This window comes from Nocardiopsis prasina DSM 43845 (assembly GCF_000341265.1).
In the GTDB taxonomy this organism is placed as follows: Bacteria; Actinomycetota; Actinomycetes; order Streptosporangiales; family Streptosporangiaceae; genus Nocardiopsis; species Nocardiopsis prasina.
Genome location: NZ_ANAE01000192.1, coordinates 47,086 through 72,192 on the forward strand (window position 1 = coordinate 47,086; position 25,107 = coordinate 72,192).

A 25,107-nucleotide genomic window follows, 5' to 3' on the forward strand; every position below is an offset into this window, starting at 1 on the left:
GGCCCGGAGCGGGCCCGCCCGTCCTACACGGCCGGGGTGACGGCCTTGGCGGCGGAGGGGGCGACCTGGGTGGGCGCGGCCTCTCCCAGGAAGCTGGGGCGGTGCAGCTGCGCGGTGGTCACCAGGTGCTCGGCCAGCTCCTCAGCGTCCAGGCGCTTCTCGATCTGGCGCAGGTCGCCGATCTTCGCCGCGGTCTCGACCTGGCGCGGAGTGAGCATCGTGCAGCAGTCCTCGTCGGGCAGCTCCGAGATGGACAGCGTCCCGATCCGGCGGGCCTGGTCCATGATCTCGGTCTTGTCCATGCCGATGAGCGGCCGCAGGATCGGCAGGTCGACCGCGTCGTCCAGGGCGGTCAGGTTGGTCATCGTCTGGCTGGAGACCTGGCCCAACGCGTCACCCGTGATCAGGCACTCCGCCTTGAGGTCGTCGGCCAGGGCCTCGGCGGTCTTGAGCATCAGCCGCCGCTGGGCCACGATCTGGAGCCGCTCGATGCCGGAGCTCTTCAGCTGCTGCTGGGCCTTGCCGAACGGCACCACGAACAGGCGCGAACCCACCTGGTAGCGGTCCAGCTGGCGGACCAGGCTGTAGGCCTTGTAGATGGACTCGGGGCCGGTGAAGGGCATCCCGGAGAAGTGCAGGAAGTCCACCTTGAGCCCGCGCCGGATCATCCGGTGGGCGGCGACGGGGGAGTCGATGCCGCCGGACATCAGCACGAGGCCGCGCCCGCTCATCCCGGCGGGCAGACCGCCCTGACCGGGGATGCCGTCGGTGAAGACGAACGCCTCGTCCTTGTCGACCTCGACGTACAGGGTGTTGTCGGGCCGCTTGAGGTTCACCTTGTAGCCGTGCGCCTCGATGATCCGGGACCCGAGGTATCCGGCCAGGTCGCCGGAGTTCATCTCGAAGCGCTTGTCGCGGCGACGGGCGCGCACCGCGAAGGTGCCCTCGCGGCCCGCCATGGAGCGCACACCGATGTCGACGATGGCGTCCAGGTCCTTGGCCACGCGGCGCACCAGGTGCACCCAGACCACGCCCATGACGTTGGCCATACGGTCGGCGATCTCCGCGATCTCCAGGTCGGAGGCGCCGGGCTTGCGCACGATGATCACGCCCGCGCCGCGCTGGGAGAGGCGGATGTCGCCCAGGTCGCGCACGGAGGAGCGGATGTTGTTGTGCAGGCGGCGCTCGAACAGCTTGCGGTTGGAGCCCTTGAGAACGATCTCGCCGAGCTTCATGAGCACGCAGAGCTCGCCGAGCCCGGCGTCGGCTCCGACCTCGGTTACGGGGAGCGGCGCGGACTCAAGCGACGCGGACATGGTGCTACCTCCGGAGGGTGATACCTGGGGTGGGCGGTGGAACGATGCCTTCCAGTATCGAACAATCCCCGGACCGCTCGGTCCATTCCCGGTGCACACGGCATCCGGGTGAGACCCCGGACACGGCCGGGCCCCTCCCTGACGTGGGAGGGGCCCGGCACACGCCACGGTCGCGCCCTAGCCGAAGAAGACCTCGGCCTCCTCGTAGCGCTCCGCGGGCACGGTCTTGAGGGTGTCGGTGGCCTCGGCCAGGTCGACCCGCACGATGTCGGTGCCCTGGAGGCCGACCATCTTGCCGAAGGACTTGTCGTGCACGGCCTCGATGGCGTTCACGCCCAGGCGGGTGGCGAGCACCCGGTCGAAGGCGGTGGGGGTGCCGCCGCGCTGGACGTGGCCCAGCACGACCGAACGGGCCTCCTTGCCGGTGCGCCGCTCGATCTCCTCGGCGAGCGTCTGGCCGATCCCGCCCAGGCGCACGTGGCCGAAGGCGTCCGTCTCGCCGGTGGCCAGCTCCAGCTGCCCCTCCTTGGCGTGGGCGCCCTCGGCGACCACGATGATGGGCGCGTACTGGGTCTCGAAACGGCTCTCGACGTGCTTGACGACCACGTCCATGTCGAAGGGTCGCTCGGGGATGAGGATGACGTTGGCGCCCGCGGCCATGCCCGAGTGCAGGGCGATCCATCCGGCGTGGCGGCCCATGACCTCCACGACCAGGGCGCGGTGGTGCGACTCCGCCGTGGTGTGCAGGCGGTCGATCGCCTCCATGGCGATGTTGACCGCCGTGTCGAACCCGAACGTGTAGTCCGTGGCGTTGAGGTCGTTGTCGATGGTCTTGGGCACGCCCACCACGTTGACGCCGCGGTCGTGCAGCTGGCGGGCGACACCCAGGGTGTCCTCGCCGCCGATGGCCACCAGCGCGTCCACGCCGAGCCCGGCCATGTTGTCCTTGACCCGCTCGACGCCGCCCTCGATCTTCATGAGGTTGGTGCGGGAGGAGCCCAGGATCGTGCCGCCCCGGGGGAGGATGCCGCGCACCGCGGAGACGTCCAGGGGCATGGTGTCGCCCTCCAGGGGGCCGCGCCAGCCGTCCCGGAAGCCGACGAACTCGTATCCGTAGTCCTTGATGCCCTTACGGACCACGGCGCGGATGACCGCGTTCAGACCAGGGCAGTCTCCACCGCCGGTCAGCACCCCGACTCGCATACGACTTCTCCTCGACGTTGGTGGGTGTTCCGGGCGCTGGGCGCCCTATGGTCTAGACCATAGTGGGCGGGGGGAGTCCGGGCCAACCCCGCCTGGAGAACGCCATCCGAAACCCCGCGTTACGGCCGCCGTCGGGGGGAGGCGTCACGGGGTCATTCGTCCAGGCCCCGGTCGATGGCGTAGCGCACCAGCTCCACCCGGTTGTGCAGGTGCAGCTTGGTCAGGGTGTTCTGGACATGGTTCTGGACCGTGCGGTGGGAGATGGTGAGGCGGCGGGCGATCTGCTTGTAGGCCAGTCCCTTGGCCACCAGCCGCAGCACCTCGGTCTCCCGGGGCGTCAGCTCGGGTGCCCGCTCCCGGCTGTCGGCGGAGCTGTCGTCCTCGGCCGACAACCGCCGGTACTCGCCGAGCACCAGTCCGGCCAGCCCCGGTGTGTAGACCGCCTCGCCGGTGTGCACCCGGCGGACGGCGTCGAGGAGCTCCTCGCGCCCGGCCGACTTCACGAGGTAGCCGGTGGCACCCGCCTTGACCGCCGCGAGCACGTCGTCGCTCTCGCCGCTGGCCGACAGCACCAGCACCCGTGGGGGCTCGGGCAGCGCCACCAGCGCCGCGGTCAGCTCCACCCCGTTGGTGTCGGGCAGGTGCAGGTCCACCACTGCGAGGGTGGGCCGGACCGCCGGGGCGATCCGCAGGGCCTTGGCGCCGTCGCCCGCCGTCCCCACCACCCGGAGCCCGGCCTCGGCAAGGTCCCGCGCCACCGCGTCACGCCACATGGGGTGGTCGTCCACGACCATCACCCGGATCTCGTCACCGCTCATGCGGCCGACCCTAGTACTGCCGCCCCCTTCCCGGACAGGGGAAGGGGGCGGCGGTCGCTCCGGTCCGTGCGGGGCACGGGCACCGGGTCAGTCGTCGTCGTCCTCGTCGAGGTCGCCCAGGTCGATCCCGCCGGGGGTGGCGGTGAGCTGGATCTTGGTGCCCTCGGGAGCGGTGCCGGTGTGCGACTGGTGCGCCACCACGCGGCCGCCGAAGATCCGCTCGACCTCGACCTCGAACCCGGCCTCCTCCAGCTCCTTGCGGGCGTCGCGGACGGAGTCGCCGACCACGTCCGGGATGTCGACCTCGGGCGGGCCGCTGGAGACGGTCAGCGTCACGCTGGCCCCGGGGCCGACGTTGGTGCCGGTGTCGGGGGACTGGCTGATCACCAGACCCTCGTCGATGCTCTCGCTCTCCTCCTCCACGATCTCGGCCGTCAGACCGAGGTCGCTGAGGGTCTTCTCGGCGTCCTCGCGCTTCTCCCCGGCCAGGCTCGGAACGGGGATCCCGCTGCTGACGGTGATGGTCACCGTCCCCTCCCGGTCCGCGTCCTCCCCGGCCTCGGGACTGGTGGCCAGCACCTCGCCGGGGGCGTTGTCCGGGGAGTCCTGCTCCTCTTGGACAACGCTCTCGTCGTCGAAGCCGAGGTCCTCCATCGCCTTGAGCGCGTTGGCGACGTCGTCACCCACGAGGTCGGGCATGGACACGTTCTGCGGGCCCTTGGACAGGAACACCGTCACCGTGTCACCGGGGGAGAGGCGGTCGTCCACCTCCGGGTCGGTGTCGCCGACCTCACCGGCCGCCGCGTCGTCGCTGTACACCGTGTCGTCGGAGAGATCGACCACCAGTCCGGCGGCGCGGATCTGCTCGCTGGCGGCCTCGGGGGACAGCCCGATCACGTCGGGGACGGACTCGTAGCGGCCGAGCAGGAACCACCAGCCCGCCACCCCCACGACCAGGGCCGTCACGAGCGCCCCGACCACCAGGAGGCGGTTGCGCGAGAACCACGACCCGCCCCTCGCGGGGTAGTCGTCGTAACCGTCGTCGTCGTAGTCGTCCCGACCCAGGTCGGCGCCGTTCATGTCCACGACCATGGTGGCGTTCTCGGTGCCCGGACCCGCGCCGCCCGCGATCAGCTGGGGCGCGGTCATGGTGGCGGCCGAGTTGGCCTGCGGTGCCACGGGGGCCAACGGCGCGGCCGAGCCCGAGACGGTGTCCGGCAGGGTGCGCAGGACCTCCAGGACCTTGGCCAGGTACTGGCCCGCGTTGCTCGGACGGTACCGGGGGTCGCGCTCGGTGGCCTTGGTGACCAGGCCGTCGACCTCGGGCGGCAGGTTCGGCAGGAAGTGCGAGGGGCGCGGGACGTCCTCGGTCACGTGCTGGTAGGCGATCGCGATCGGCGTCTCACCGGTGTGCGGCTGGCCGCCGGTGAGCAGTTCGTAGAGCATGATGCCGGCCGCGTAGACGTCGCTGCGCGCGTCGGCCGTGCCCTTCTCGATCTGCTCGGGCGCCAGGTAGGCGGCGGTGCCCATGAGCGTGCCGGTGCGGGTCAGCCCCTGGTTGGACTGCTCCACCGCGCGGGCCAGACCGAAGTCGGCCACCTTGACCCGGCCGTCCTTGCTGATGAGGACGTTCTCAGGCTTGACGTCGCGGTGCACCATGCCGGCCTGGTGGGCGGCGCCGAGCGCGGCCAGCACCGAGGCCATGAAGTTCAGGGCCTGCTTCGGGGCCAGTCGCCCGTGCTCCTTAAGGAGGTCGCGCAGGGTCTGGCCCGGGACGTACTCCATGGCCAGGAAGACGTGCCCCTGGTCCTCACCCTGGTCGAAGACCTGCACGACGTTGGGGTGCGAGAGCTTGGCGACCGAGTGGGCCTCGTTGATGAAGCGCTGGACGAAGGTCGGGTCCTGGGCCAGGGAGGGGTGCATGACCTTGAGTGCCAGCCGTCGGTCCAGCCTCAGGTCGTGGGCGACGTAGACCGTCGCCATGCCGCCACCGGCGATCCTTGACTCGACGAAGTAGCGACGGTCCAGCGTCGCGCCTACAAGCGGGTCGGAAGTCGTCATGTCCACGGCGGGATTGTGTCCTTGCTGCGGGGAGCGCGGGCGTTCGCTGCCGGTGGCGCGTACCCGACACCTGGTGTCGATCCGACACGATAGCGGAAGCCGGTGTCAGGTTTGCCCCGCGGTTCACGGTCGCGGCGGCCCTCGTGTCCACCGTCGTGGAGCCGACCGGAGTCGGTTCGGGGCGTTCGCGCCTGGGCGGTCTGTGGGTGCGGTGCCGTCGCGCGGCACGCACACCCCTCCCACGGTAGGGGACGGCTCCAAACCCGGTGGTCACGGTGTGTTTGCGTGTCGTGACCCAACGTTCCGACGCGTGTGTCGGTGCAGGCGGCGGCCCCGCCCCCGGACTCCCGGCCCCCACCGCGGGGTGTCCCTCCCGAGGTGCTCAGACCACGTCGGGGCTGGACGCCCTGGCGTGGCGGCGGACCGGGATGCGCCCGGCCAGCCGGGCGCCGCGTCCGGCGCGCACGGCGTCGCGCATCGCCGTGGCCATCCGCACCGGCTCCTGGGCGCGGGTCACGGCCGTGGCCAACAACACCGCGTCACAGCCCAGTTCCATCGCCAGCGCGGCGTCACTGGCCGTGCCGATGCCCGCGTCCACGATCACCGGGACGTCGGCCTGCTCGACGATCAGCTCCAGGTTGTGCGGGTTGCGGATGCCCAGGCCGGAACCGATCGGCGCGGCGAGCGGCATCACGGCGGCGCAGCCCAGCTGCTCCAGACGGCGCGCCAGCACCGGGTCGTCGTTGGTGTAGGGCAGCACGGTGAAACCGTCGTCGACCAGCGCCTCCGCGGCGTCCAGGAGCTCCACCGGGTCGGGCAGGAGGGTGTGCTCGTCGGCGACCACCTCCAGCTTCACCCAGTCGGTGCCCAGCGCCTCGCGGCCGAGCCTCGCCGTGCGCACGGCGTCCACGGCGGTGAAGCACCCGGCGGTGTTGGGCAGCGGACGGATGCCGTTGCGGTCCAGGACGTCCCACACCGACCCCTGGGTGCCCGGACTGATCCGGCGCATCGCCACGGTGGTGAGTTCGGTCCCCGACGCCAGGAGCGCCTCCTCCAGAACCTCCAGGGAGGGTGCCCCGCCGGTGCCGGTGATGAGGCGGGAGCCGAAGGAGACCCCCGCGATGACGAGCGGGTCCTCCAGGGCGCGTTCCGCGACGGTCACGGACTCGTGCGTCTGTGTCATGGTTCAGCCTCCCTGTACGGCGGTGAGGACGTCCACGCGGTCGCCCGCGGAGAGCGCGGTGTCCGTCCAGGCGGTGCGGCGTACCACCTCGTCGTTGACCGCGACGGCGATCCCCCCGGGAACGGCGCCGTCCCCGGCGTCGGTGAGTGCGCGCACGACCCCGTCCACGGTGGTCGCCGCGCTCTCCTGGGCCTGTCCGTTGATGATCAGTTCCACTGCTACTCCCACGTCTGCTCACGCGTCCATCTGCTGGCTGCGAACCGACGCGCGTACGGGGGCAGCGCGCCGGTGGTGAGGGCCTCGGCCATGACCTCCCCCGTCACAGGGGCCAGCAGGACCCCGTGTCGGAAGTGACCGGCGGCCAGGTGAAGTCCCGGGACCCGGGTCGGGCCCAGGAGGGGTTCGTTGTCGGGCGAGCCCGGCCGCAGTCCCACACAGGTCTCGACGACCTCCAGCTCGCTCACCCCCGGGACGAGTTCGCGCGCGTCCCGCAGGACCTGCCAGAGCCCGCCCACCGTCAGGGAGGTGTCGTGGCCCAGTTCCTCCTGGGTGGCGCCGACGATCACCTCGCCGTCCGCGCGCGGGACCAGGTAGACGGGGAACCCGCGCACCAGGCCGCGCACGGTACGGGTGACCAGCGGCGGTTCCCCGGAGGGCACCCGGGCGCGCAGCAGCTGTCCCTTGACCGGGCGCAGCGGCGGCACCACGGGTTCGGGCACCCGGACCCTCTCGCCCCAGCACCCGGCGGCCAGCACCACCTGGTCGGCGGGCAGAGCGGTGCCGTCGGCCAGGCGCACGCCCAGTCGCGACCGGTCGGGGCCCGGGGAGGTGACCTCCTCCGCGTACCCGGAGAACTCGCGCACGCCCGCACGTCCCCCGGCCCGGGCCAGGGCCAGGAGCAGGGCGCGCGGGTTCACGGAGTGGTCCTCGGGGGCCAGCACCCCGCCGCGCACGCCGGGCGCGAGCGTCGGTTCGAGTCGGCGGCACTCGCGGCTGGTCAGCCGTCGGGTGGGGATGCCCAGGCGTTCCTGGAGGGCGTGCAGGTCGGTGAGGACGGCCAGGTCGTCGCGGTCGAAGGCCACCAGGAGGGTGCCGGTACGGCGGTGGCCGACGTCGACCCCGCTGGCCTCCTCCAGTTCGGCGACGAAGCCGTCGTACAGGCGCGCGGAGCGCACCCCGAGCTCCATCAGCTCCTCCTCACCGAAGGCCGCCTCCGTGGCGGGGGTGAGCATGCCCGCGGCGACGGTCGAGGAGGCGCGCGCGGTGGAGGGTTCGGTGACGGGGTCGGGTTCGACCAGGGTGACGGCGAGACCGCGCTGGGCGGCCCGCCAGGCGGTGACCCGGCCGACGACCCCGCCGCCGATCACGACCACGGTATTGGTGGGATGAATCGTCTTCTGTGGGGGAACGTCGTTGGTGCGCACGGCGCCGTGTTCCACTCCCTTCGCCGGTATGACCCGGATCAGGTTCGTGCGGTCGGAGGCCGCGAGCCTCCCTCTCAGCCGGGTCCACCCGGCTCCCGCGGGACATGTCTCTGGGCCCCATCCTAGGACAACGCGTCCGGACCGGCCGTGGCGGGGATCTCCCAGGCAGGGTGTCCTCAGGCGGCGCGATGGTCTCCGAGGCCCGGTCGGGTGTGGCAGATTGGTGAGGTGACACAAAGCGATCGTGAACTCGACGAACTCGTCGGCGAATGGCTGACCCTGCGTGAGGCGGCCGCCCCGCTGGGCGTGAGCCCCAACCGCATCAAGACCCTCATCCGCGAGAACCGCCTGATGGGCGTGGTGCGCGGTGGGGAGCTCTCCATCCCCGCCGCCTTCCTGGACGGTCAGGACCTGGTCAAGGGCCTGCCGGGCACCATCGTGCTGCTGACCGACGCCGGATTCTCCACCGGGGAGGCCCTGCGTTGGCTGTTCACCCCGGACGACACCCTGCCGGGCACACCGATCCAGGCCATGCGCGAGAACCGGGGCACCGAGGTCCGACGCCGGGCGCAGGGCATGGCCTTCTGAGCCGTCCACGGCCCGGGGACGCACCACCGCGGTGACGTCCCCCGGGCCGTTGGTTATGGTGGGGCGCGTGAGGACGAGCCACGGAACCAGCCTGCGCGAGCGCCTGGACGCATCCCTTCTGTACCTGTGCACCGACGCCCGGACCGAGAGCGGTGATCTCGCGGAGTTCGCGGACGCCGCCCTGTCCGGGGGCGTGGACATCATCCAGCTCCGGGACAAGGGGCTGGAGGCGCGCGAGGAACTGGCCGCCCTGGAGGTCCTGAGGGAGGCGTGCGAACGCCACGGAGCCCTGCTCGCCGTGAACGACCGCGCCGACATCGCCCGCGCGGTGCGCGCCGACGTCCTGCACCTGGGCCAGCGCGACCTGCCGGTGCCCCTGGCCCGCGACGTCATCGGCGCCGACCCCCTGGTCGGCCGTTCCAACAACGACCCCGAGGCCGCCGCGCGATCGGCGGAGGAACCCGGGAGCGACTACTTCTGCGTGGGCCCGACCTGGGCGACCCCGACCAAGCCGGGACGCCCGGCGGCCGGGCTCGAACTGGTGGAACGCGCGGCCGCGCTGGGCACCGACCGGCCCTGGTTCGCGATCGGCGGCATCGACCTGGAGAACGTGGACCGGGTGCTGGACGCCGGAGCCACCCGCGTGGTCGTGGTGCGCGCCGTCACCGAGGCCGAGGACCCGCGAGCCGCGGCCAGCGCGCTCAGGGCCAAGCTCACCGCTCGACTCGCCTGAATGAACTCCGACGGCCCCGGGATCCCGCACGGGACCGGGGCCGCTCCATGCCCGCCCCTCCCAGGGGCGTCTTCGAGTACGGCGACCGCACGGGTCCAGAGCGTGGTTCTCGGGTGCCTTCGCCGACGGCGGCCTGGCCGCCAGCGCCGTAGGAGTTCGTAGGGGCGGTGGTGGGCGACGTCGGGGCGGATCGATCCAGAAGAAGGGCCGATGTGAGTGGCCGTCTCTTCTGCTGTGCGCTGCCACGTGGGCTCCGCGGTGGCGCACGGTGTGACCCGACCGGGTGGCTGTCCGAGCTTCATCGGCGCACAGCCCCATCCTGTTGGTGACGCGAGGACACCGCGCCGCAGGCGTCCGTCGAGGTTGGCGGCGGGCGGCGGGTGGGACTAGTGATCCGGTCAGCACGACTCAGGGGACCAGGAGCACCTTCCCCAGGACACGGCGCCCCTCCAGAGCGGCGTGCGCCTCGGCGGCCCGCTCCAGCGGCAGGATCAGCCCCACGTGCGGCCGCAGGTGTCCGGCCCGCGCCTCCTCCAGTGCGAGCCGCGTGAGGTCGCTCCGGTCCGTTCCCGGCCGCGCCCGCATCTCGTTCAGGCCCAGGGCGGTGATCCCGCGCCGCTCGGCCTCGGCCGTGTCCACCTCGGCGAACGAGCCTCCGGCCGTGCCGTAGCTGAGGAACCGGCCGCCGTCGGCCACCGCCCCGAAGGAGGCCGATCCTAGCTCGCCGCCGGCCCCGTCGACCACCACGGAGGCCCCGGCGCCGCCGGTGATCCGGCGTACCCGGTCCAGCCAGTCCGGCCGCGAGTAGTCCACGACCTCCTCCGCTCCGAGGGACCGGGCCAGCTCCAGCTTCTCCGCGCCCCGGGCCGCGCCGACCACTCTGGCCCCCGCGAGCCCGGCGAGCTGCACGACCAGGCTGCCCGCGCCACCGGTGGCGGCCAGGACCAGGACCCAGGTGTCCGGAGTGAAGCGGGCGGCCCGCTCCAGCATCATCGCGGTCGCACCGTCGACCATGAGGGCCAGGGCATCGAGGGGGCGCAGCTCCTCGGGCACCCGGAGCAGCCCCTCGGCCGGGACCGTCACGCGGTCGGCGTACCCGCCGTCGTCCGTGCGGGTGAGGACCGGCGCGCCGGTCCAGGCGGGGTCGGCGCCGGGGCCGACCGAGGCGACCCGGCCCACCACGCTGCCCCCGGGTACATAGGGCGGGGCCTGGGGGAAGTGGCCCTGTGCGGCGCCGCTGCGGATCAGGGTGTCGAGGTAGATCACGTTGGCCGCCCCGACCTCGACCAGCACCTCGCCGGGGCCGGGTTCGGGGTCGGGCAACTCCCGCGTCACCAGGACCTCAGGCCCACCGAACTCGTCCACTCGTACCGCGCGCATCTCCACCACTCTCCTTCCACGGGGGAGTGTCCCCGGAGCCAAGACTGGTACCTCAATGAATGTTGAGGTCAAGGGCCGCCTCTCCGGACAAGGGGAAACCGCCGCGCCCGGGGCACGGCGGTGGCGGGGGAGGGGCCGGTCAGCCCCCGACGTGGGCGAGGGCGCTCGGATGGCGGCGCAGGAACCCCTCGATGGACTGCGCCGGGTGCCCGGTCAGGTCCGGCACGACGGGCGAGACCACGTCGAGCTCCCCGGCGGCGATCGCCGCGTACGAGGAGGCCCAGCCCTCGATCTGCCACTCCGCGGCCCCGCTCGGACGGCGTGACTCCAGGGCCTCCTCCCAGGTCTCGGGCACGTACCGCACACTGCGTCCGGTCAACCGGCCCAGCTTCTCCACGGTGGCGCCCACTGACAGCGACTCCGGCCCGGTCACGTCGTGTGTCCTCTCCGCCGAGGCCGCCACCACCACCGGATCGGTCAGCACGGCCGCGGCCACGTCCGCCACGTCGTCGCGCGAGACCCACGCGACCCGGCCCTCGCCGGCCGGGCCGCGCACCACGCCCTCCTCGTCCACCCAACGGGGCAGCAGGTCCAGGTACAGGCTGGGTCTCAGGAACGTGTGGGACACACCCGTCGACCGGATGTGCGCCTCCGTGTAGAAGTGCGTGCGGGCGAACGTGAACGTGGACGCCGGGCCCGCGCCCAGGAACGACAGGTACACGATCCGCGACACACCGGCGCGGACCGCCCCGTCCACGGCGCTCAGATGGGCCTCCACCCGGTTCTCGGACTCCGTCGCCGAGACCAGGAAGAGCGTGTCCACGCCACGGCAGGCCTTCTCGAAGGCGGCGGTGTCCTCGTAGACCGCCATCGCCGCGCTGCTCTCCGGGTACTCCGGGGCCCGGTTGATGTCGCGCACGATGAGGCGCTGAGCCAGTCCGAGCCGCGCGATCCGGGCGGCCACACGCCCGCCCAGCGCACCGGTGGCCCCGGTCACCCCTATGGTGTGGTTTGTCATGTGATCGTCGCCCATGAAAACCCATCCTGGGGTACGAGTGTCCACCGGTCGCTGACCGGCACGCCCCTTTTTGCGCCCCCCGGTCAGGCGCTGGTGCGCTCTTGGTGCTCGTCCGCCCGGGGCGGTCCGGAGGGCTCCGCGGCCGCCTTCGTCGAACGCCGGTAGGACAGCTTGCGCAGCAGCACCTCGGCCGGACCGCGACGACCGGCGCGCTCCATGGCGTAGGCGCCCGCCACCGTGACCAGCCACACCGCGACCGCGTACAGGAACATCGTCCACGACGTCAGGTAGGCGGCCAGGCCCAGGCCCCACGCGGCCAGGACCGGCGCGCACAGGACGGACTGCGCCAGGTAGGCGCTGAGGGAGCGCCTGCCGGTGGCGGTCAGGGCGGTCACCACGACCCCGCCGGTCCGGCCCCGCTCCTGGAGGCGGTGAGCGACCAGGGCGATCAGCGCGACGTACCCCAGGCCGCCGAAGAGTCCGGTCAGCATGTGCGGGAAGGAGAGCATGAGGCCCTGGTCGGCGTTCAGGTCCCAGACGCCGACCTGGTTCAGGGCCTCGGGAAGGCCGCCGATCCAGCCGACGGCGATGCCGACGACAGCCACCCGGCGCAGGGTCCGCAGGTTCTGACCGGGCTCCTCCAGGAACCGGCGGCGCGCGGCCCAGAAGCCGAGCAGGATCGCGGTGGGCACGACCAGACCCAGCAGGCCCTGGCCGACGCTGACCAGAGGCCAGTTCGCCACCCGGTCCACAGCGGCGGAGGCGATGGACGGGTCACCGATGTTGCCGGCCATCTCGCTGATGTCGAAGCCGCCCGCGCCGCCGTCGGACTCGCTGACGAACGGCAGGGCCAGCAGGCTGAGCGCGCTGCCCAACGTCATCAGCGCGGTCAGCACGGCGCCCCACACGATCAGGGTCACGTCCTTGCGCCGGAAGAACAACCAGCCCAGGACGAGCCCGGCCACGCCGTAGGCGCCCAGGATGTCACCCATCCACAACAGCAGGGCGTGGACGAAGCCGAAGACGACCAGCCACAGGTTGCGGCGGCGCAGCAGGGCGTTGACGCTCCTCACGTCGGCGCCGGCCGCCTCCTGGCGACGGGCCAGCTGCATCATCCCGTAGCCGAACAGGAACGCGAACATCGGGTAGCTGCGCATGTCCACGGCCATGATCGTGAAGAACTGGGCGACGGAGTCCAGGCCGCCCTCGGGTGCGGGATGCATGGTCGGGCCGTCGCTCGGGGCCGCCCACAGGTACCAGACGGTGTTGGCCAGGGCGATGAACAACAGCATGAAGCCGCGCGCGAGATCGGGCGCCAGCGCCCGGTCCGTGGCACCGGTCGGACCGAGCACGGGGGTCTGTCTGGACATGGGGAGGACTCCGGTGTCGAGATGTATCGTGAGTCTCGATTCAACCGGGGGTTGGACATAAGCCGCAACAGGTATCAGGTATGAGAAAACCCCCGAAGACGCCAGGGTCGACCCCTAGGGGCTTCGGGGGTGGGCGCCGGGGCGGGGCGGTCCGACCCACCCGAGGCGGATCAGTGCGAGCGTCGCGTGGCCGCCACCACCAGGTCGCCCAGCGGGCCGCGGGCGGACGCCTCCAGCTCGGGGCTCTCCAAGGCGGCCAGCGCCTGGTCCGCGTACTCGGTGACCATCGACTCGCAGGCGGCCAGCGCCCCCGAGGACTCGATCAGGGCGCACATCCACTCCACCGCCTCCACGGCGAGGTCGGGCGCGCCCAGCAGGCTCCGGAAGCGCTCGGCGTCGGCCGCGCCGGACCGGGCCAGGGTCTCGGCGACGACCAGGGTGCGCTTGCCCTCGCGCAGGTCGTCACCGGCGGGCTTGCCCGTGGTTCCCGGGTCGCCGAAGACCCCGAGCACGTCGTCGCGCAGCTGGAAGGCGATGCCCAGGGGGATGCCGTAGTCGGTGTAGACGCCGGACAGCTCCTCGTGGCGCCCGGCCAGGGCGGCGCCCAGGTGCAGCGGCCGCTCCACCGTGTACTTCGCCGACTTGTAACGCATCACGCGCAGGGCGGCGTCGCGGGTGGCGGTGCCCCGCACCTGCTCCAGGGTGTCCAGGTACTGACCGGCCATCACCTCCGTGCGCATCGCGTCGAAGGGGGGCCTCCCGGCCTGGAGCGTGTCCGGTGAGAACCCGCTGCCCTGGTACATCTCGTCCGACCAGGCCAGGCAGAGGTCGCCGATGAGGATCGCGGCGCCCTCGCCGAACCCGTCGCTGTCACCGTTCCAGCCGTGGTCGGCGTGCAGCCCGGCCATGCGCTTGTGCGTGGCCGGCCGCCCGCGCCGCGTGTCGCTGTTGTCGATCACGTCGTCGTGGACCAGGGCACAGGCCTGGAGGAACTCCAGGGAGGCCGCGGCCCGCACCATGCGCTCGTCACCGGGGGCGCCGCCCGCGCCGCGCCATCCCCAGTAGGCGAAGGTGGGACGCAGGCGCTTGCCCGCGGAGACCATCACCTCCAGGGAGTCCATGGCCGGGGCCAGTTCCTCCCCGATCTCCAGCAGCCGTTCGCGGTGCGAGGCGCAGAAGGAGGAGAGTTCGCGGTCCACGTCGGAGCGGATGACGGACACGGCTGAGGTGGCTGAGGAAGTTGTGGAGACGGCCATACCCTGCACATTAGCGGCTGGTCCGCGCGAGGATGCCCCGGATCGGTGTAATGGGGCGGGTCCCGGCGAACGGGTTGAGTGAGACCTACTTTGGCCAAAATGAGAGACAGTGTTGTCTAATGTGACAATTGTTGTCTCGCATCGTGAGAAATGGAGTCGCGTTCCACTTTTTGTCTCAGCAAGTGGGACACAGCGTCCGCTTGCGAGGGGGTCTCGCCTAAGGTTGAAGTCATGTTGGCTGCACCGACCCGCCCCGTGGCGCCCCGAACCCCGGCTTCCAGGCCGCGTCATATCCGCGACCTCCTCGACTCGGGCGAGCCGATGTTCTCCTTCGAGTTCTTCCCGCCCCGCAACGCCAGGGCCCAGGAACGACTCTGGCGCGCGATCCGCGAGATCGAGGCACTCGGCCCCTCCTTCGTCTCCGTCACCTACGGCGCCGGAGGCGGCACCCGCGACCTCACGGTGGAGACCACCGAGCGCATCGCCACCGACACCACCCTGATGCCGGTCGCGCACATGACCCTGGTGGACCACTCCGTCGCCGAGCTCCGCCACCTCATCGGCCGCCTGGCCGACGCGGGCGTGTCCAACATGCTGGCCGTACGCGGAGACCCGCCCGGCGACCCCGACGGCGCCTGGGTCCAGCACCCCGACGGGCTCACCTACGCCGAGGAGCTGGTCCGGCTCCTCAAGGAGAGCGGCGACTTCTGCGTCGGAGTGGCGGCCTTCCCCTACAAGCACCCCCGCTCGGCCGACGTGGAGGTCGACACCGACCACTTCGTGCGCAAGTGCGAGGCCGGGGCCGACTACGCCATCACCCAGATGTTCTTCGACGCGGAGGACTACCTGCGCCTGCGCGACCGGGTGGCCGCGCGCGGCTGTGAGGTGCCGATCATCCCCGAGGTCTTCCCCGTGGTGAAGCTCGCCTCCATCCCGCGCTCGGAGAAGCTCTCCGGGGCCCCGTTCCCGCCCGCGCTGGCCGAGCGCTTCCAGCGGTTCGGTGACGACGAGGAGGCGGTGCGCGCCTTCGGGATCGAGCACGCCCAACGCATGTGCGAGAGGCTGCTCTCCGAAGGAGCCCCGGGCATCCACTTCATCACGTTCAACCAGTCCACGGCCACCAGGGAGATCTACCGCGAGGTCGCCGGGCACCGGGTCCGAGGAGCGGCAGCCGAGCGGCCATGATCGAGAAGGGCTGGTCGGGGGAGCCGGGGAACGAGAAGGACTCCAGCACCTCGACGAACCCGCACGAGCGGTAGAGGTGGCGCGCCGCGGTGGGTCCCGTACGGGTGGACAGCACGGCGGTGCGCTCCGGCCTCCCCGCGCACAGTGCGTGCAGGAGGGAACGGCCCAGTCCCCGGTTCTGCGCGTCCGGGAGGACGTGGACCTCGGCGATCTCCAGCGGGTCCGCCAGGTACCGGCGCGCGTGCCGCGAGCGCCCGTGCAGTCGCAGCCCCTCGGTGACGACGTCGTGCCACCACTGCCCCTCGTGGCCGTGGAAGGCGTAGGCGAAGCCGAGGGGCCGCTCGCCGTCCATGGCCACGACGGAACCGAACCCGGGGTAACCGGCATGGGACACCATCACGGCGGCCCGTCCGGGGAGCTGGTCGGGCGGCGGGCGCATGGCCGCCTCGTAGATCTCCAGCAGGGCGGGCACGGCGTGCGTGAAGGCGGGGGGAGCGAGTACGCGTAACTCGGTGCGGGCTGCCACGCCCCCACACTAGGGCGTGTCGACCGGTCGCCGCTGGTCCTGGCGGTGTCGTGCGCGCCGCTCCCTTGACGAGTCCCCAGGGGGCAGTGTTAACTGTGCTGTGTCGAACACGAGTTCGACTGGCTCCGCCGGTTCGTCCGACGGGGCGCGGCGCGGCCGGGTCGGGGAGGGGAAGCCCCTGCCCGGCCGCGCGCGTTCACACCGGGGGCGCCGTGTGCGCTCCCCGTGTCCGGACACACTGAAGGCCGGGTGTTCCCCAAGGGGGCACCCGGCCTTCTCCCGTTCCGGGGGTTCCCCCCGGAGCCGGAGATTCCTAGAAGGCGTCGACTGCGCGACGCGCCTCGGGGTCGAGGACACCCCAGTTGATGAGTTCCTCGGTCAGGTCGCCGGGCGACTTGTCGTAGATGACCGCGAGTGAGCGCAGGTCCTCCTGGCGGATGGACAGCACCCGCCCGTTGTAGTCGCCCCGCTGGCTCTGGATGGTGGCGACGTAGCGGGAGAGCGGGCCCGCCTTCTCCTGTGGGAGCTGCTGCATGCGCTCCAGATCGATGACCAGCTTGGGTGTGGGCCCCAGGGGCGTGGGGGCGGCGCCGCCGGGCAGCAGCTCCGACATCGGCACCCCGTAGAAGTCGGCCAGTTCGGCCAGCTTCTGCACGGTGACGGCACGGTCACCGCGCTCGTAGGAGCCCACCACGACGGCCTTCCAGCGTCCGTGGGACTTCTCCTCCACCCCGTGAAGGGACAGGCCCTGCTGGGTGCGGATGGCACGCAGTCGCGCACCGAGGGACTTGGCGTATTCGGATGGCATTTTCTTGTCGCTCCCGGCCGTACGGTGGCTGGCGTGAGTGGGGAGACGTCCGCTCGTACTCGGCGGGCCGCCTGAGCGGTCCAGCGGATGGTCACGGGGTGCAACCCCACCCGGTAGTGGTTACAGACAGTGACGGTAGAGGGGGGCTGGTGTCCAGGTCAAGCTGTTGGTGTGAAACGCGACTAATCAGTAGCCAAACCGTGCGTAGGTGAGACGCCTCTCATTTTGGGAGAAGTGGGGGCGAGTGGGGTGCGCACGGAGGGCGGAAAGCCTGCTCCTGCAGGGAATTTCGCGTTTCATCCGAATGGTGTGCAAATCCGGAGTGTCATGATACGGATACTCTTAGATGGGCAATCATCGACGGTCTTTGTGATCAGCATCACATCGACGGTCTCGGAGCGTGGAACGCGCCCGAGGGCCTCACCGTCCGCGCTGGTAGCGTGGCCCCGATCGACATCCTTTAACGACCTGTTCTGTGAGGCAGGGAAGGGGTCACTACTTTGCGTGCGCGAAAACCAACCAGGGGTGAAACGGGTACTGGTGTCCCCGCGCCCTCACCCGAGGTACCGGAAACCCCCGACGTACCCGAAGGCACCAGAGCCGTCCTCGACGGCAACGAGATCAACCGGGCCCTGACCCGCATCGCCCACGAGGTGCTCGAACGCACCAAGGGCGGCGAGCACGTCACCCTCCTGGGCATCCCCTCGCGGGGCGTACCGCTCGCCGAGCGCCTGGCCCGCCGCATCGAGCGGGTCGAGGACCTCAGCGTCCCCCACGGTTCGCTCGACATCACGATGTACCGCGACGACCTGCACCTGGCCCCGGCCCGCGCCCTGGGCCGGACCGCGATCCCCGCGGGCGGCCTCGACGACCGCGTGGTCGTCCTCGTCGACGACGTCCTCTTCTCCGGCCGCACCGTCCGCGCCGCCCTCGACGCCCTCGGCGACCTCGGCCGCCCCCGCGCGGTCCAGCTCGCCGTCCTCGTCGACCGGGGCCACCGCGAACTCCCCATCCGCGCGGACTACGTGGGCAAGAACCTGCCCACCTCCCTGCGCGAGAGCGTCACGGTCCTGCTGTCCGAGACCGACGGCCAGGACGCCGTCCTCCTCGGTCCCTCGAAGCCGCGCTCGGGCGCGGTCGCGACCACGGCCGACACCAAGGAAGGGGACGCCTGATGCGCCACCTGCTCTCCACCGGCGACCTCAGCCGCGACGAGGCCACGCTCATCCTGGACACCGCCGCCGAACTGGCGCAGGTCGGGGACCGCTCCGTCAAGAAGCTGCCCACCCTTCGCGGGCGCACCGTGGTCAACCTCTTCTACGAGGACTCCACCCGCACCCGGACCTCCTTCGAACTGGCCGCCAAGCGCCTGTCCGCCGACGTCATCAACTTCTCGGCCAAGGGCTCCAGCGTCTCCAAGGGCGAGAGCCTCAAGGACACCGCGCTCACCCTCCAGGCCATGGGCGCCGACGCCGTGGTCATCCGGCACAGCGCCTCCGGCGCCGCCCACCGCCTGGCCCACTGGGTGGACGGCTCCGTCCTCAACGCGGGCGACGGCACCCACGAACACCCCACCCAGGCCCTGCTGGACGCCTACACCATGCGTGACCGCCTGGGCCGCCTCGACGGCCTGCGCGTGGCCGTGGTCGGCGACATCCTGCACAGCCGGGTCGCCCGCTCCAACGTGCTGCTGCTCACCACCCTGGGCGCGCACGTCACCCTGGTCGCGCCGCCCACCCTGCTGCCGGTCTCGGTGCACACCTGGCCGTGCGAGGTCTCCTACGACCTCGACGAGGTCCTGCCCAAGTCCGACGTGGTCATGATGCTGAGGGTCCAGGCCGAGCGCATGCGCGACTCGTTCTTCCCCTCCGTCCGCGAGTACAGCCGCAACTACGGCCTCGACGGCGAGCGCCTGGGCCGGATGCCCTCCGACGCGATCGTCATGCACCCCGGACCGATGGTCCGCGGCATGGAGATCTCCGCCGAGGTCGCCGACTCCCCGCGCTGCACCGTCACCGAGCAGGTCGCCAACGGTGTCAGCCTGCGCATGGCCGTGCTCTACCTGCTGCTCGGCGGCTCCTAGGAGCACCGGCCCCGAACACGCGAGAGCCGCCAGAGCGAGCCGCGCTGTTCGAGGCCCCGCCCAGGCCGCCCAAAAACCTCACGAAACACGAGAAAGCCGACACCCTCATGCCCGAAAACACCGGACCGTACCTGATCAGGGGCGCCCGCCCGCTCGGCGGTGACCCCGTCGACCTGTTGTTCGTCGACGGCCGGATCGCCGCGATCGGCCCGGACCTGGAGGCCCCCGAGGGCGCCCTGGTCATGGACGCCACCGGTCTGGTCGCCCTGCCCGGACTCGTGGACCTCCACACCCACCTGCGCGAACCCGGCCGAGAGGACGCCGAGACGGTGGCCTCGGGTTCCCGCTCGGCCGCGATGGGCGGCTACACCTCCGTGCACGCCATGGCCAACACCGACCCCGTCGCCGACACCGCCGGCGTGGTCGAGCAGGTCTGGCGCCTGGGCCGCGAGGCCGGTTACTGCGACGTGCGCCCCGTCGGCGCCGTCACCGTCGGCCTCGCCGGTCAGCAGCTCTCCGAGATCGGCGCCATGGCCGACTCCGCCGCCCAGGTCCGGGTCTTCTCCGACGACGGCATCTGCGTCTCCGACGCCCTGCTGATGCGGCGCGCCCTGGAGTACGTCAAGGCGTTCGACGGCGTCATCGCCCAACACGCCCAGGAACCGCGCCTGACCGAGGGCGCCCAGATGAACGAGGGCTGCGTCTCCGACCGCCTCGGCCTGCCCGGCTGGCCCGCGGTCGCCGAGGAGGCGATCATCGCCCGCGACTGCCTGCTCGCCCAGCACGTCGGCTCGCGCCTGCACGTGTGCCACGTCTCCACCAAGGGCTCGGTCGACATCATCCGCTGGGCCAAGGCGCGGGGCTGCGACGTCACCGCCGAGGTCACCCCCCACCACCTGCTCCTCACCGACGAGCTGGTGGAGGGCTACGACCCGATCTACAAGGTCAACCCGCCCCTGCGCACCGCCGAGGACGTCCAGGCGCTGCGCGAGGGACTGGCGGACGGCACGATCGACATCGTCGCCACCGACCACGCCCCCCACCCCGCGGAGGCCAAGGAGACCGAGTGGTCCAACGCCGCCATGGGAATGGTCGGGCTGGAGACCGCGTTGGCCGTCGTGCAGCGCACCATGGTCGACACGGGCCTGCTCACCTGGGCCGAGGTCGCCGACCGCATGTCCACCGCACCCGCCCGCATCGGACGGGTCAGCGGACACGGCCGTGAACTGGCCGCGGGGGAGCCCGCCAACGTCGTCCTGTACGACCCCGCGGCGCCGGTCGGCGTCGACGGCGCGGCCATGGCGTCCAAGAGCGACAACACCCCCTTCCGGGGCATGACCCTGCCCGGTCGGGTCCGCGCCACCTTCCTGCGCGGCGCGCCCACCGTCCTGGAGGGGAAGATCAATTGAGCACACCGAACGCAGTGAACGCCCAGGCCACGCCTGGTGCGGCAGAGGGGGAAAACGTGTCCGAGGAGACCGGCGGTCCGGCGATCCTGGTGCTTGAGGACGGTCGTGTGTTCCACGGCCGCTCCTTCGGCGCCACCGGCGAGACCTTCGGGGAGGCCGTCTTCAACACCGGGATGACCGGCTACCAGGAGACCCTCACCGACCCCTCGTACCACCGACAGATCGTGGCGATGACCGCCCCGCACATCGGCAACACCGGGGTCAACGACGACGACCCCGAGTCCGGCCGGATCTGGGTGGCGGGCTATGTCGTCCGCGAGCCCGCGCGCATCCCCTCCAACTGGCGCGCCCAGCGCACCCTCGACGAGGAGCTGCGCCGCCAGGGAGTGGTCGGCATCGCGCTGACCGGGACCCGGGCCCTCACCCGCCACCTGCGCGACCGTGGCGCCATGCGCGCGGCGGTCAGCAGCGTGGAGACCGACCCCAAGGCGCTGCTCGCCCGCATCCTGGAGCAGCCCCGCATGGCCGGTTCCGACCTCGCCGCCGAGGTCAGCACCGACGCCGCCTACGAGATCCTGCCGCCCCAGGGTGTCGAGACCCGCTTCCACGTGGCGGCCGTCGACCTCGGCATCAAGGCCATGACGCCGCAGCGGCTGGCCGAGCGCGGGTGCAGGGTCACCGTCCTGCCCGCCACCGCCACCGCCGAGGACATCCTCGCGCTGGACCCGGACGGCGTCTTCTTCAGCAACGGCCCAGGCGACCCGGCCACCGCCGACCGCTCGGTCGACGCCATGCGCGGGGTCCTGGACGCCGGGAAGCCGCTCTTCGGCATCTGCTTCGGCAACCAGATCCTGGGCCGCTCCCTGGGTCTGGGCACCTACAAGCTGCCCTTCGGCCACCGGGGCGTCAACCAGCCGGTCATCGACACCCGCACCAAGAAGGTGGCGATCACCAGCCAGAACCACGGCTTCGCCGTGGACGCCCCGCTCGACGCCCCCTTCGACACCCCCTACGGCCGGGCCGAGGTCAGCCACATCGGCCTCAACGACCAGGTCGTCGAGGGCCTGCGGCTGCTGGACCGACCCGTGTTCAGCGTCCAGTTCCACCCGGAGGCCGCCGCCGGCCCCCACGACGCGGCCGAGCTCTTCGACGAGTTCGTCGACCTGATGTCCGCCCAGCCCGCACCGGCTGCCAAGTAGTAAGAGGAACAGAGCATGCCGCGCCGTAGTGATCTTTCATCCGTCCTCGTGATCGGCTCCGGCCCGATCGTGATCGGGCAGGCGGCCGAGTTCGACTACTCGGGCACCCAGGCCTGCCGTGTCCTGCGGGCCGAGGGCCTGCGGGTCATCCTGGTCAACTCCAACCCGGCCACGATCATGACCGACCCGGAGATCGCCGACGCCACGTACGTCGAGCCGATCACCCCCGAGATGATCGAGAAGATCATCGCCAAGGAGCGCCCCGACGCGCTCCTGCCCACCCTGGGCGGGCAGACCGCGCTCAACGCCGCCGTCAACCTGCACGAGGCAGGGATCCTGGCCAAGTACGACGTCGAACTGATCGGCGCCAACATCGACGCCATCCAGTCCGGCGAGGACCGCGAGGTCTTCAAGGGGATCGTCGAGCGCATCGGCGGCGAGTCCGCCCGCTCGCGCATCTGCCACGACCTCCAGGAGTGCCTGGACGCGGCCGAGGAGCTCGACTACCCGGTCGTCGTGCGCCCGTCCTTCACCATGGGCGGCGCCGGCTCCGGCTTCGCCCACGACGAGAACGAGCTCCGCCGCATCGCGGGTCAGGGCCTGGCGCTCTCCCCGACCACCGAGGTGCTCCTGGAGGAGTCCATCCTCGGCTGGAAGGAGTACGAGCTGGAGCTGATGCGCGACACCAACGACAACGTCGTGGTCGTGTGCTCCATCGAGAACCTCGACCCCATGGGCGTGCACACCGGTGACTCCATCACCGTGGCCCCGGCCATGACCCTCACCGACCGCGAGTACCAGAAGCTGCGCGACATCGGCATCGCGGTCATCCGTGAGGTCGGCGTGGACACCGGCGGCTGCAACATCCAGTTCGCCGTCCACCCCACCACCGGCCGGGTCATCGTCATCGAGATGAACCCCCGCGTGTCCCGCTCCTCGGCCCTGGCCTCCAAGGCCACCGGCTTCCCGATCGCCAAGATCGCAGCCAAGCTCGCCGTCGGCTACACGCTGGACGAGATCCCCAACGACATCACCAAGGAGACCCCGGCCAGCTTCGAGCCCACGCTCGACTACGTGGTCGTCAAGGTCCCGCGTTTCGCCTTCGAGAAGTTCCCCGGCGCCGACCCGACCCTCACCACCACCATGAAGTCGGTGGGCGAGGCCATGGCCATCGGCCGGTCCTTCCCCGAGGCGCTCCAGAAGGCCATGCGCTCCCTGGAGAAGGCCGGTGTCGGCCTGACCTGGGCCGGGGACCCCGGCGACAAGGACGAGCTCCTGCGCCGCTCCGCCCAGCCCACCGAGCACCGCCTCCGCCAGGTCCAGCAGGCCCTCCGCGCCGGTGCGACCGTCGAGGAGCTGCACGAGGCCACGAAGATCGACCCGTGGTTCCTGGACCAGATGCTGCGCCTGGAGGAGACGGCCCGGGCCCTGGCCAGCGCGCCCAAGCTCGACGCCGCCCTGCTCCGGGAGGTCAAGGGCCTCGGCTTCTCCGACGTCCAGATCGGCGAGATCACCGGCAGGCCCGAGGACGTCGTCCGCGAACTCCGCCACGCCCTGGGCATCCACCCCGTCTACCTGACCGTGGACACCTGCGCGGCCGAGTTCAAGGCGGAGACGCCGTACCTGTACTCCAGCTACGACGAGGAGACCGAGGTCCCCACCGGAGACCGGCCCAAGATCATCATCCTGGGCTCGGGACCCAACCGGATCGGCCAGGGCGTGGAGTTCGACTACTCCTGCGTCCACGCCTCCTTCGCCCTCTCCGAGGCCGGGTTCGAGACCGTCATGGTCAACTGCAACCCCGAGACCGTCTCCACGGACTACGACACCAGCGACCGGCTCTACTTCGAGCCGCTCACCCTGGAGGACGTCCTGGAGGTCGTGCGCGCCGAACAGGCCGCCGGACCGGTCGTCGGCGTCATCGTCCAGCTGGGCGGCCAGACCCCGCTCGGCCTGGCCCGCCGCCTCAAGGACGCCGGCGTGCCCATCATCGGCACCAGCCCCGAGGCCATCGACCTCGCCGAGGACCGGGGCGAGTTCGGCAAGGTCCTGGCCGACGCCGGGCTGCCCGCGCCGAAGTACGGCACCGCCTACTCGTTCGAGGAGGCCAAGGCCGCCGCTGACGAGATCGGCTACCCGGTCATGGTCCGCCCGTCCTACGTGCTGGGCGGCCGGGGCATGGAGATCGTCTACAGCGAGCTGATGCTCGCCGACTACATCGAGCGCAACGCCGAGGTCAGCCCCGAGCACCCGGTCCTGATCGACCGCTTCCTCGACGACGCCATCGAGATCGACGTGGACGCCCTCTACGACGGCAAGGACCTGTACCTGGGCGGCGTCATGGAGCACATCGAGGAGGCCGGCATCCACTCCGGCGACTCGGCGTGCACCCTGCCCTCCATCACCCTGGGCAGCGAGGACATCGAGCGCATCCGCTACTCCACCGAGGCCATCGCGCGTGGCACCGGGGTCCGGGGCCTGCTCAACGTCCAGTACGCGCTGGCCTCCGGCGTCCTCAACGTCCTGGAGGCCAACCCGCGCGCCTCCCGCACGGTCCCGTTCGTCTCCAAGGCCACGGCCGTGCCGCTGGCCAAGGCCGCCGCGCGCGTCATGGCCGGGAGCAGCATCGCGGACCTGCGCGCCGAGGGCATGCTGCCCGCCAAGGGCGACGGCGGCGACCTGCCCGCCGACGCCCCGGTGTCGGTGAAGGAGGCCGTGCTGCCCTTCAACCGGTTCATCAACAAGGAGGGCGAGGGCGTCGACACCATCCTCGGCCCCGAGATGCGCTCCACCGGTGAGGTCATGGGCCTGGACACCGGGTTCGGCCCGGCCTACGCCAAGTCCCAGCTCGCGGTCAACGGCGACGTGCCCACCCGAGGCAAGGTGTTCGTGTCGGTCGCCAACCGGGACAAGCGCTCGATGATCTTCCCGGTCAAGCGCCTGGCCGACCTCGGCTTCGAGATCCTGGCCACCGAGGGGACCGCCGTGGTGCTGCGCCGCAACGGCGTCCACGCCACCGTGGTGCGCAAGCACAGCGCGGGCACCGGACCCAACGGCGAACCCACGATCGTGCAGCTCATCCACGACGGCGGCGTGGACCTGATCGTCAACACCCCGTTCGGTAGCGCGGGCCAGTCCGGCCCCCGTCTGGACGGGTACGAGATCCGGACCGCGGCCATCGCCCGCGCGGTGCCCAGCGTCACCACCGTGCAGGGTCTGGCCGCCGCCGTACAAGCGATCGAGGCCCGCGTTCGCGGCGACCTCGGAGTGCGCTCCCTCCAGGAGCACTCCCAGTCGCTCACGGAGAGCCGCCGGAACTCCTAGGCTGTAGCAGTCCGGGTACCGCCGGGCCGATCTCCCGCAGCACAGTGCGGACGAGTCGAGCCGTCGGTGAGGAACGAGCCAGGCGTGGGCGAGGATGCTGTGCCCGCCTCAACCCGCATCCCTGGCTGTCCGGGTACCCAGGACACGGGCTGAAGCGGAGCGGAGGCCCACAGCAGGCACTGTCCGGGTGCCGCGCGATCGCGCGGCACCCGGACAGTGAAGC

The 25,107-nt window shown here is 71.4% G+C and carries 21 protein-coding genes and 1 riboswitch; of the genes, 8 read left to right on the top strand and 13 right to left on the bottom strand.

Annotated elements, in window-relative coordinates; all coding sequences use genetic code 11:
- Positions 1 to 23 precede the first annotated feature (23 nt).
- From thiI to thiO, 7 genes are all read right to left on the bottom strand, one after another.
- The gene (thiI, locus tag D452_RS0123250; protein WP_017546542.1) at positions 24 to 1,316 is read right to left on the bottom strand and encodes a tRNA uracil 4-sulfurtransferase ThiI; all 1,293 of its coding nucleotides are present in this window, start codon (positions 1,314 to 1,316) and stop codon (positions 24 to 26) included.
- Between the two features lie 177 nt (positions 1,317 to 1,493).
- Positions 1,494 to 2,519 carry a 6-phosphofructokinase gene (locus tag D452_RS0123255; protein WP_017546543.1) on the bottom strand — a complete coding sequence of 342 codons (1,026 nt, stop codon included), beginning with the start codon at positions 2,517 to 2,519 and terminating at the stop codon, positions 1,494 to 1,496.
- A gap of 152 nt (positions 2,520 to 2,671) precedes the next feature.
- Entirely contained in the window at positions 2,672 to 3,337 is a 666-nt protein-coding gene (locus D452_RS0123260; protein WP_017546544.1) for a response regulator, read from the bottom strand.
- Positions 3,338 to 3,424: 87 nt separating this feature from the next.
- Positions 3,425 to 5,404: a Stk1 family PASTA domain-containing Ser/Thr kinase gene (gene pknB, locus D452_RS0123265; protein WP_026129609.1), complete on the bottom strand. Its 1,980-nt coding sequence runs from the start codon at positions 5,402 to 5,404 to the stop codon at positions 3,425 to 3,427.
- A gap of 376 nt (positions 5,405 to 5,780) precedes the next feature.
- Positions 5,781 to 6,581, bottom strand: a complete 801-nt coding sequence (locus D452_RS0123270; protein ID WP_017546546.1) for a thiazole synthase — start codon at positions 6,579 to 6,581, stop codon at positions 5,781 to 5,783.
- 3 nt (positions 6,582 to 6,584) lie between these two features.
- Positions 6,585 to 6,797 carry a sulfur carrier protein ThiS gene (gene thiS, locus D452_RS0123275; protein ID WP_017546547.1) on the bottom strand — a complete coding sequence of 71 codons (213 nt, stop codon included), beginning with the start codon at positions 6,795 to 6,797 and terminating at the stop codon, positions 6,585 to 6,587.
- 2 nt (positions 6,798 to 6,799) lie between these two features.
- Positions 6,800 to 8,005: a glycine oxidase ThiO gene (gene thiO / locus D452_RS0123280; protein ID WP_083927603.1), complete on the bottom strand. Its 1,206-nt coding sequence runs from the start codon at positions 8,003 to 8,005 to the stop codon at positions 6,800 to 6,802.
- A riboswitch (TPP riboswitch) is annotated at positions 8,004 to 8,114 on the bottom strand. It overlaps the preceding gene by 2 nt.
- A gap of 119 nt (positions 8,115 to 8,233) precedes the next feature.
- On the opposite strand from thiO, the gene D452_RS0123285 reads away from it, so the two are divergent.
- Both D452_RS0123285 and thiE read left to right on the top strand, forming a co-directional pair.
- Positions 8,234 to 8,593 carry an Rv2175c family DNA-binding protein gene (locus D452_RS0123285; protein ID WP_026129616.1) on the top strand — a complete coding sequence of 120 codons (360 nt, stop codon included), beginning with the start codon at positions 8,234 to 8,236 and terminating at the stop codon, positions 8,591 to 8,593.
- Positions 8,594 to 8,660: 67 nt separating this feature from the next.
- Entirely contained in the window at positions 8,661 to 9,326 is a 666-nt protein-coding gene (gene thiE / locus D452_RS0123290) for a thiamine phosphate synthase (RefSeq protein WP_017546550.1), read from the top strand.
- 408 nt (positions 9,327 to 9,734) lie between these two features.
- On the opposite strand, the gene D452_RS0123295 is transcribed toward thiE, so the two are convergent.
- From D452_RS0123295 to D452_RS0123310, 4 genes are all read right to left on the bottom strand, one after another.
- The gene (locus D452_RS0123295) at positions 9,735 to 10,706 is read right to left on the bottom strand and encodes a zinc-binding dehydrogenase (RefSeq protein WP_026129611.1); all 972 of its coding nucleotides are present in this window, start codon (positions 10,704 to 10,706) and stop codon (positions 9,735 to 9,737) included.
- 139 nt (positions 10,707 to 10,845) lie between these two features.
- On the bottom strand, positions 10,846 to 11,739 hold the full coding sequence (locus D452_RS0123300) for an SDR family oxidoreductase (RefSeq protein WP_026129612.1): 894 nt from the start codon (positions 11,737 to 11,739) through the stop codon (positions 10,846 to 10,848).
- A 68-nt stretch (positions 11,740 to 11,807) separates the two neighbouring features.
- Positions 11,808 to 13,094, bottom strand: coding sequence for a DUF418 domain-containing protein (locus D452_RS0123305; protein ID WP_017546553.1), 1,287 nt, complete (start codon positions 13,092 to 13,094; stop codon positions 11,808 to 11,810).
- A gap of 170 nt (positions 13,095 to 13,264) precedes the next feature.
- A complete protein-coding gene (locus D452_RS0123310) occupies positions 13,265 to 14,350 on the bottom strand; it encodes a polyprenyl synthetase family protein (RefSeq protein ID WP_017546554.1) in 1,086 nt (361 codons plus the stop codon).
- Positions 14,351 to 14,605: 255 nt separating this feature from the next.
- On the opposite strand from D452_RS0123310, the gene metF reads away from it, so the two are divergent.
- Positions 14,606 to 15,535 (top strand): methylenetetrahydrofolate reductase [NAD(P)H], encoded by a 930-nt coding sequence (gene metF / locus D452_RS0123315; RefSeq protein ID WP_026129613.1) that lies wholly within the window; start codon positions 14,606 to 14,608, stop codon positions 15,533 to 15,535.
- Here metF and D452_RS29910 read toward each other — a convergent pair.
- Positions 15,453 to 16,061, bottom strand: a complete 609-nt coding sequence (locus D452_RS29910; RefSeq protein ID WP_193374272.1) for a GNAT family N-acetyltransferase — start codon at positions 16,059 to 16,061, stop codon at positions 15,453 to 15,455. The two genes, metF and D452_RS29910, sit on opposite strands and share 83 nt — an antisense overlap.
- Before the next feature lie 313 nt (positions 16,062 to 16,374).
- Positions 16,375 to 16,869, bottom strand: a complete 495-nt coding sequence (bldD, locus tag D452_RS0123325; protein ID WP_013154123.1) for a transcriptional regulator BldD — start codon at positions 16,867 to 16,869, stop codon at positions 16,375 to 16,377.
- 500 nt (positions 16,870 to 17,369) lie between these two features.
- Between bldD and pyrR the strand changes: the two genes are divergently transcribed.
- From pyrR to carB, 5 genes are all read left to right on the top strand, one after another.
- Entirely contained in the window at positions 17,370 to 18,044 is a 675-nt protein-coding gene (gene pyrR / locus D452_RS0123330; RefSeq protein ID WP_026129614.1) for a bifunctional pyr operon transcriptional regulator/uracil phosphoribosyltransferase PyrR, read from the top strand.
- A complete protein-coding gene (locus tag D452_RS0123335; protein ID WP_017546558.1) occupies positions 18,044 to 18,952 on the top strand; it encodes an aspartate carbamoyltransferase catalytic subunit in 909 nt (302 codons plus the stop codon). The genes pyrR and D452_RS0123335 overlap by 1 nt, the downstream gene beginning before the upstream one ends.
- Before the next feature lie 107 nt (positions 18,953 to 19,059).
- Positions 19,060 to 20,361 (top strand): dihydroorotase, encoded by a 1,302-nt coding sequence (locus D452_RS0123340; RefSeq protein ID WP_017546559.1) that lies wholly within the window; start codon positions 19,060 to 19,062, stop codon positions 20,359 to 20,361.
- Between the two features lie 56 nt (positions 20,362 to 20,417).
- Positions 20,418 to 21,560, top strand: a complete 1,143-nt coding sequence (gene carA, locus D452_RS0123345) for a glutamine-hydrolyzing carbamoyl-phosphate synthase small subunit (protein ID WP_017546560.1) — start codon at positions 20,418 to 20,420, stop codon at positions 21,558 to 21,560.
- A gap of 15 nt (positions 21,561 to 21,575) precedes the next feature.
- Positions 21,576 to 24,884, top strand: coding sequence for a carbamoyl-phosphate synthase large subunit (gene carB, locus D452_RS0123350; RefSeq protein ID WP_026129615.1), 3,309 nt, complete (start codon positions 21,576 to 21,578; stop codon positions 24,882 to 24,884).
- Positions 24,885 to 25,107 lie beyond the last annotated feature (223 nt).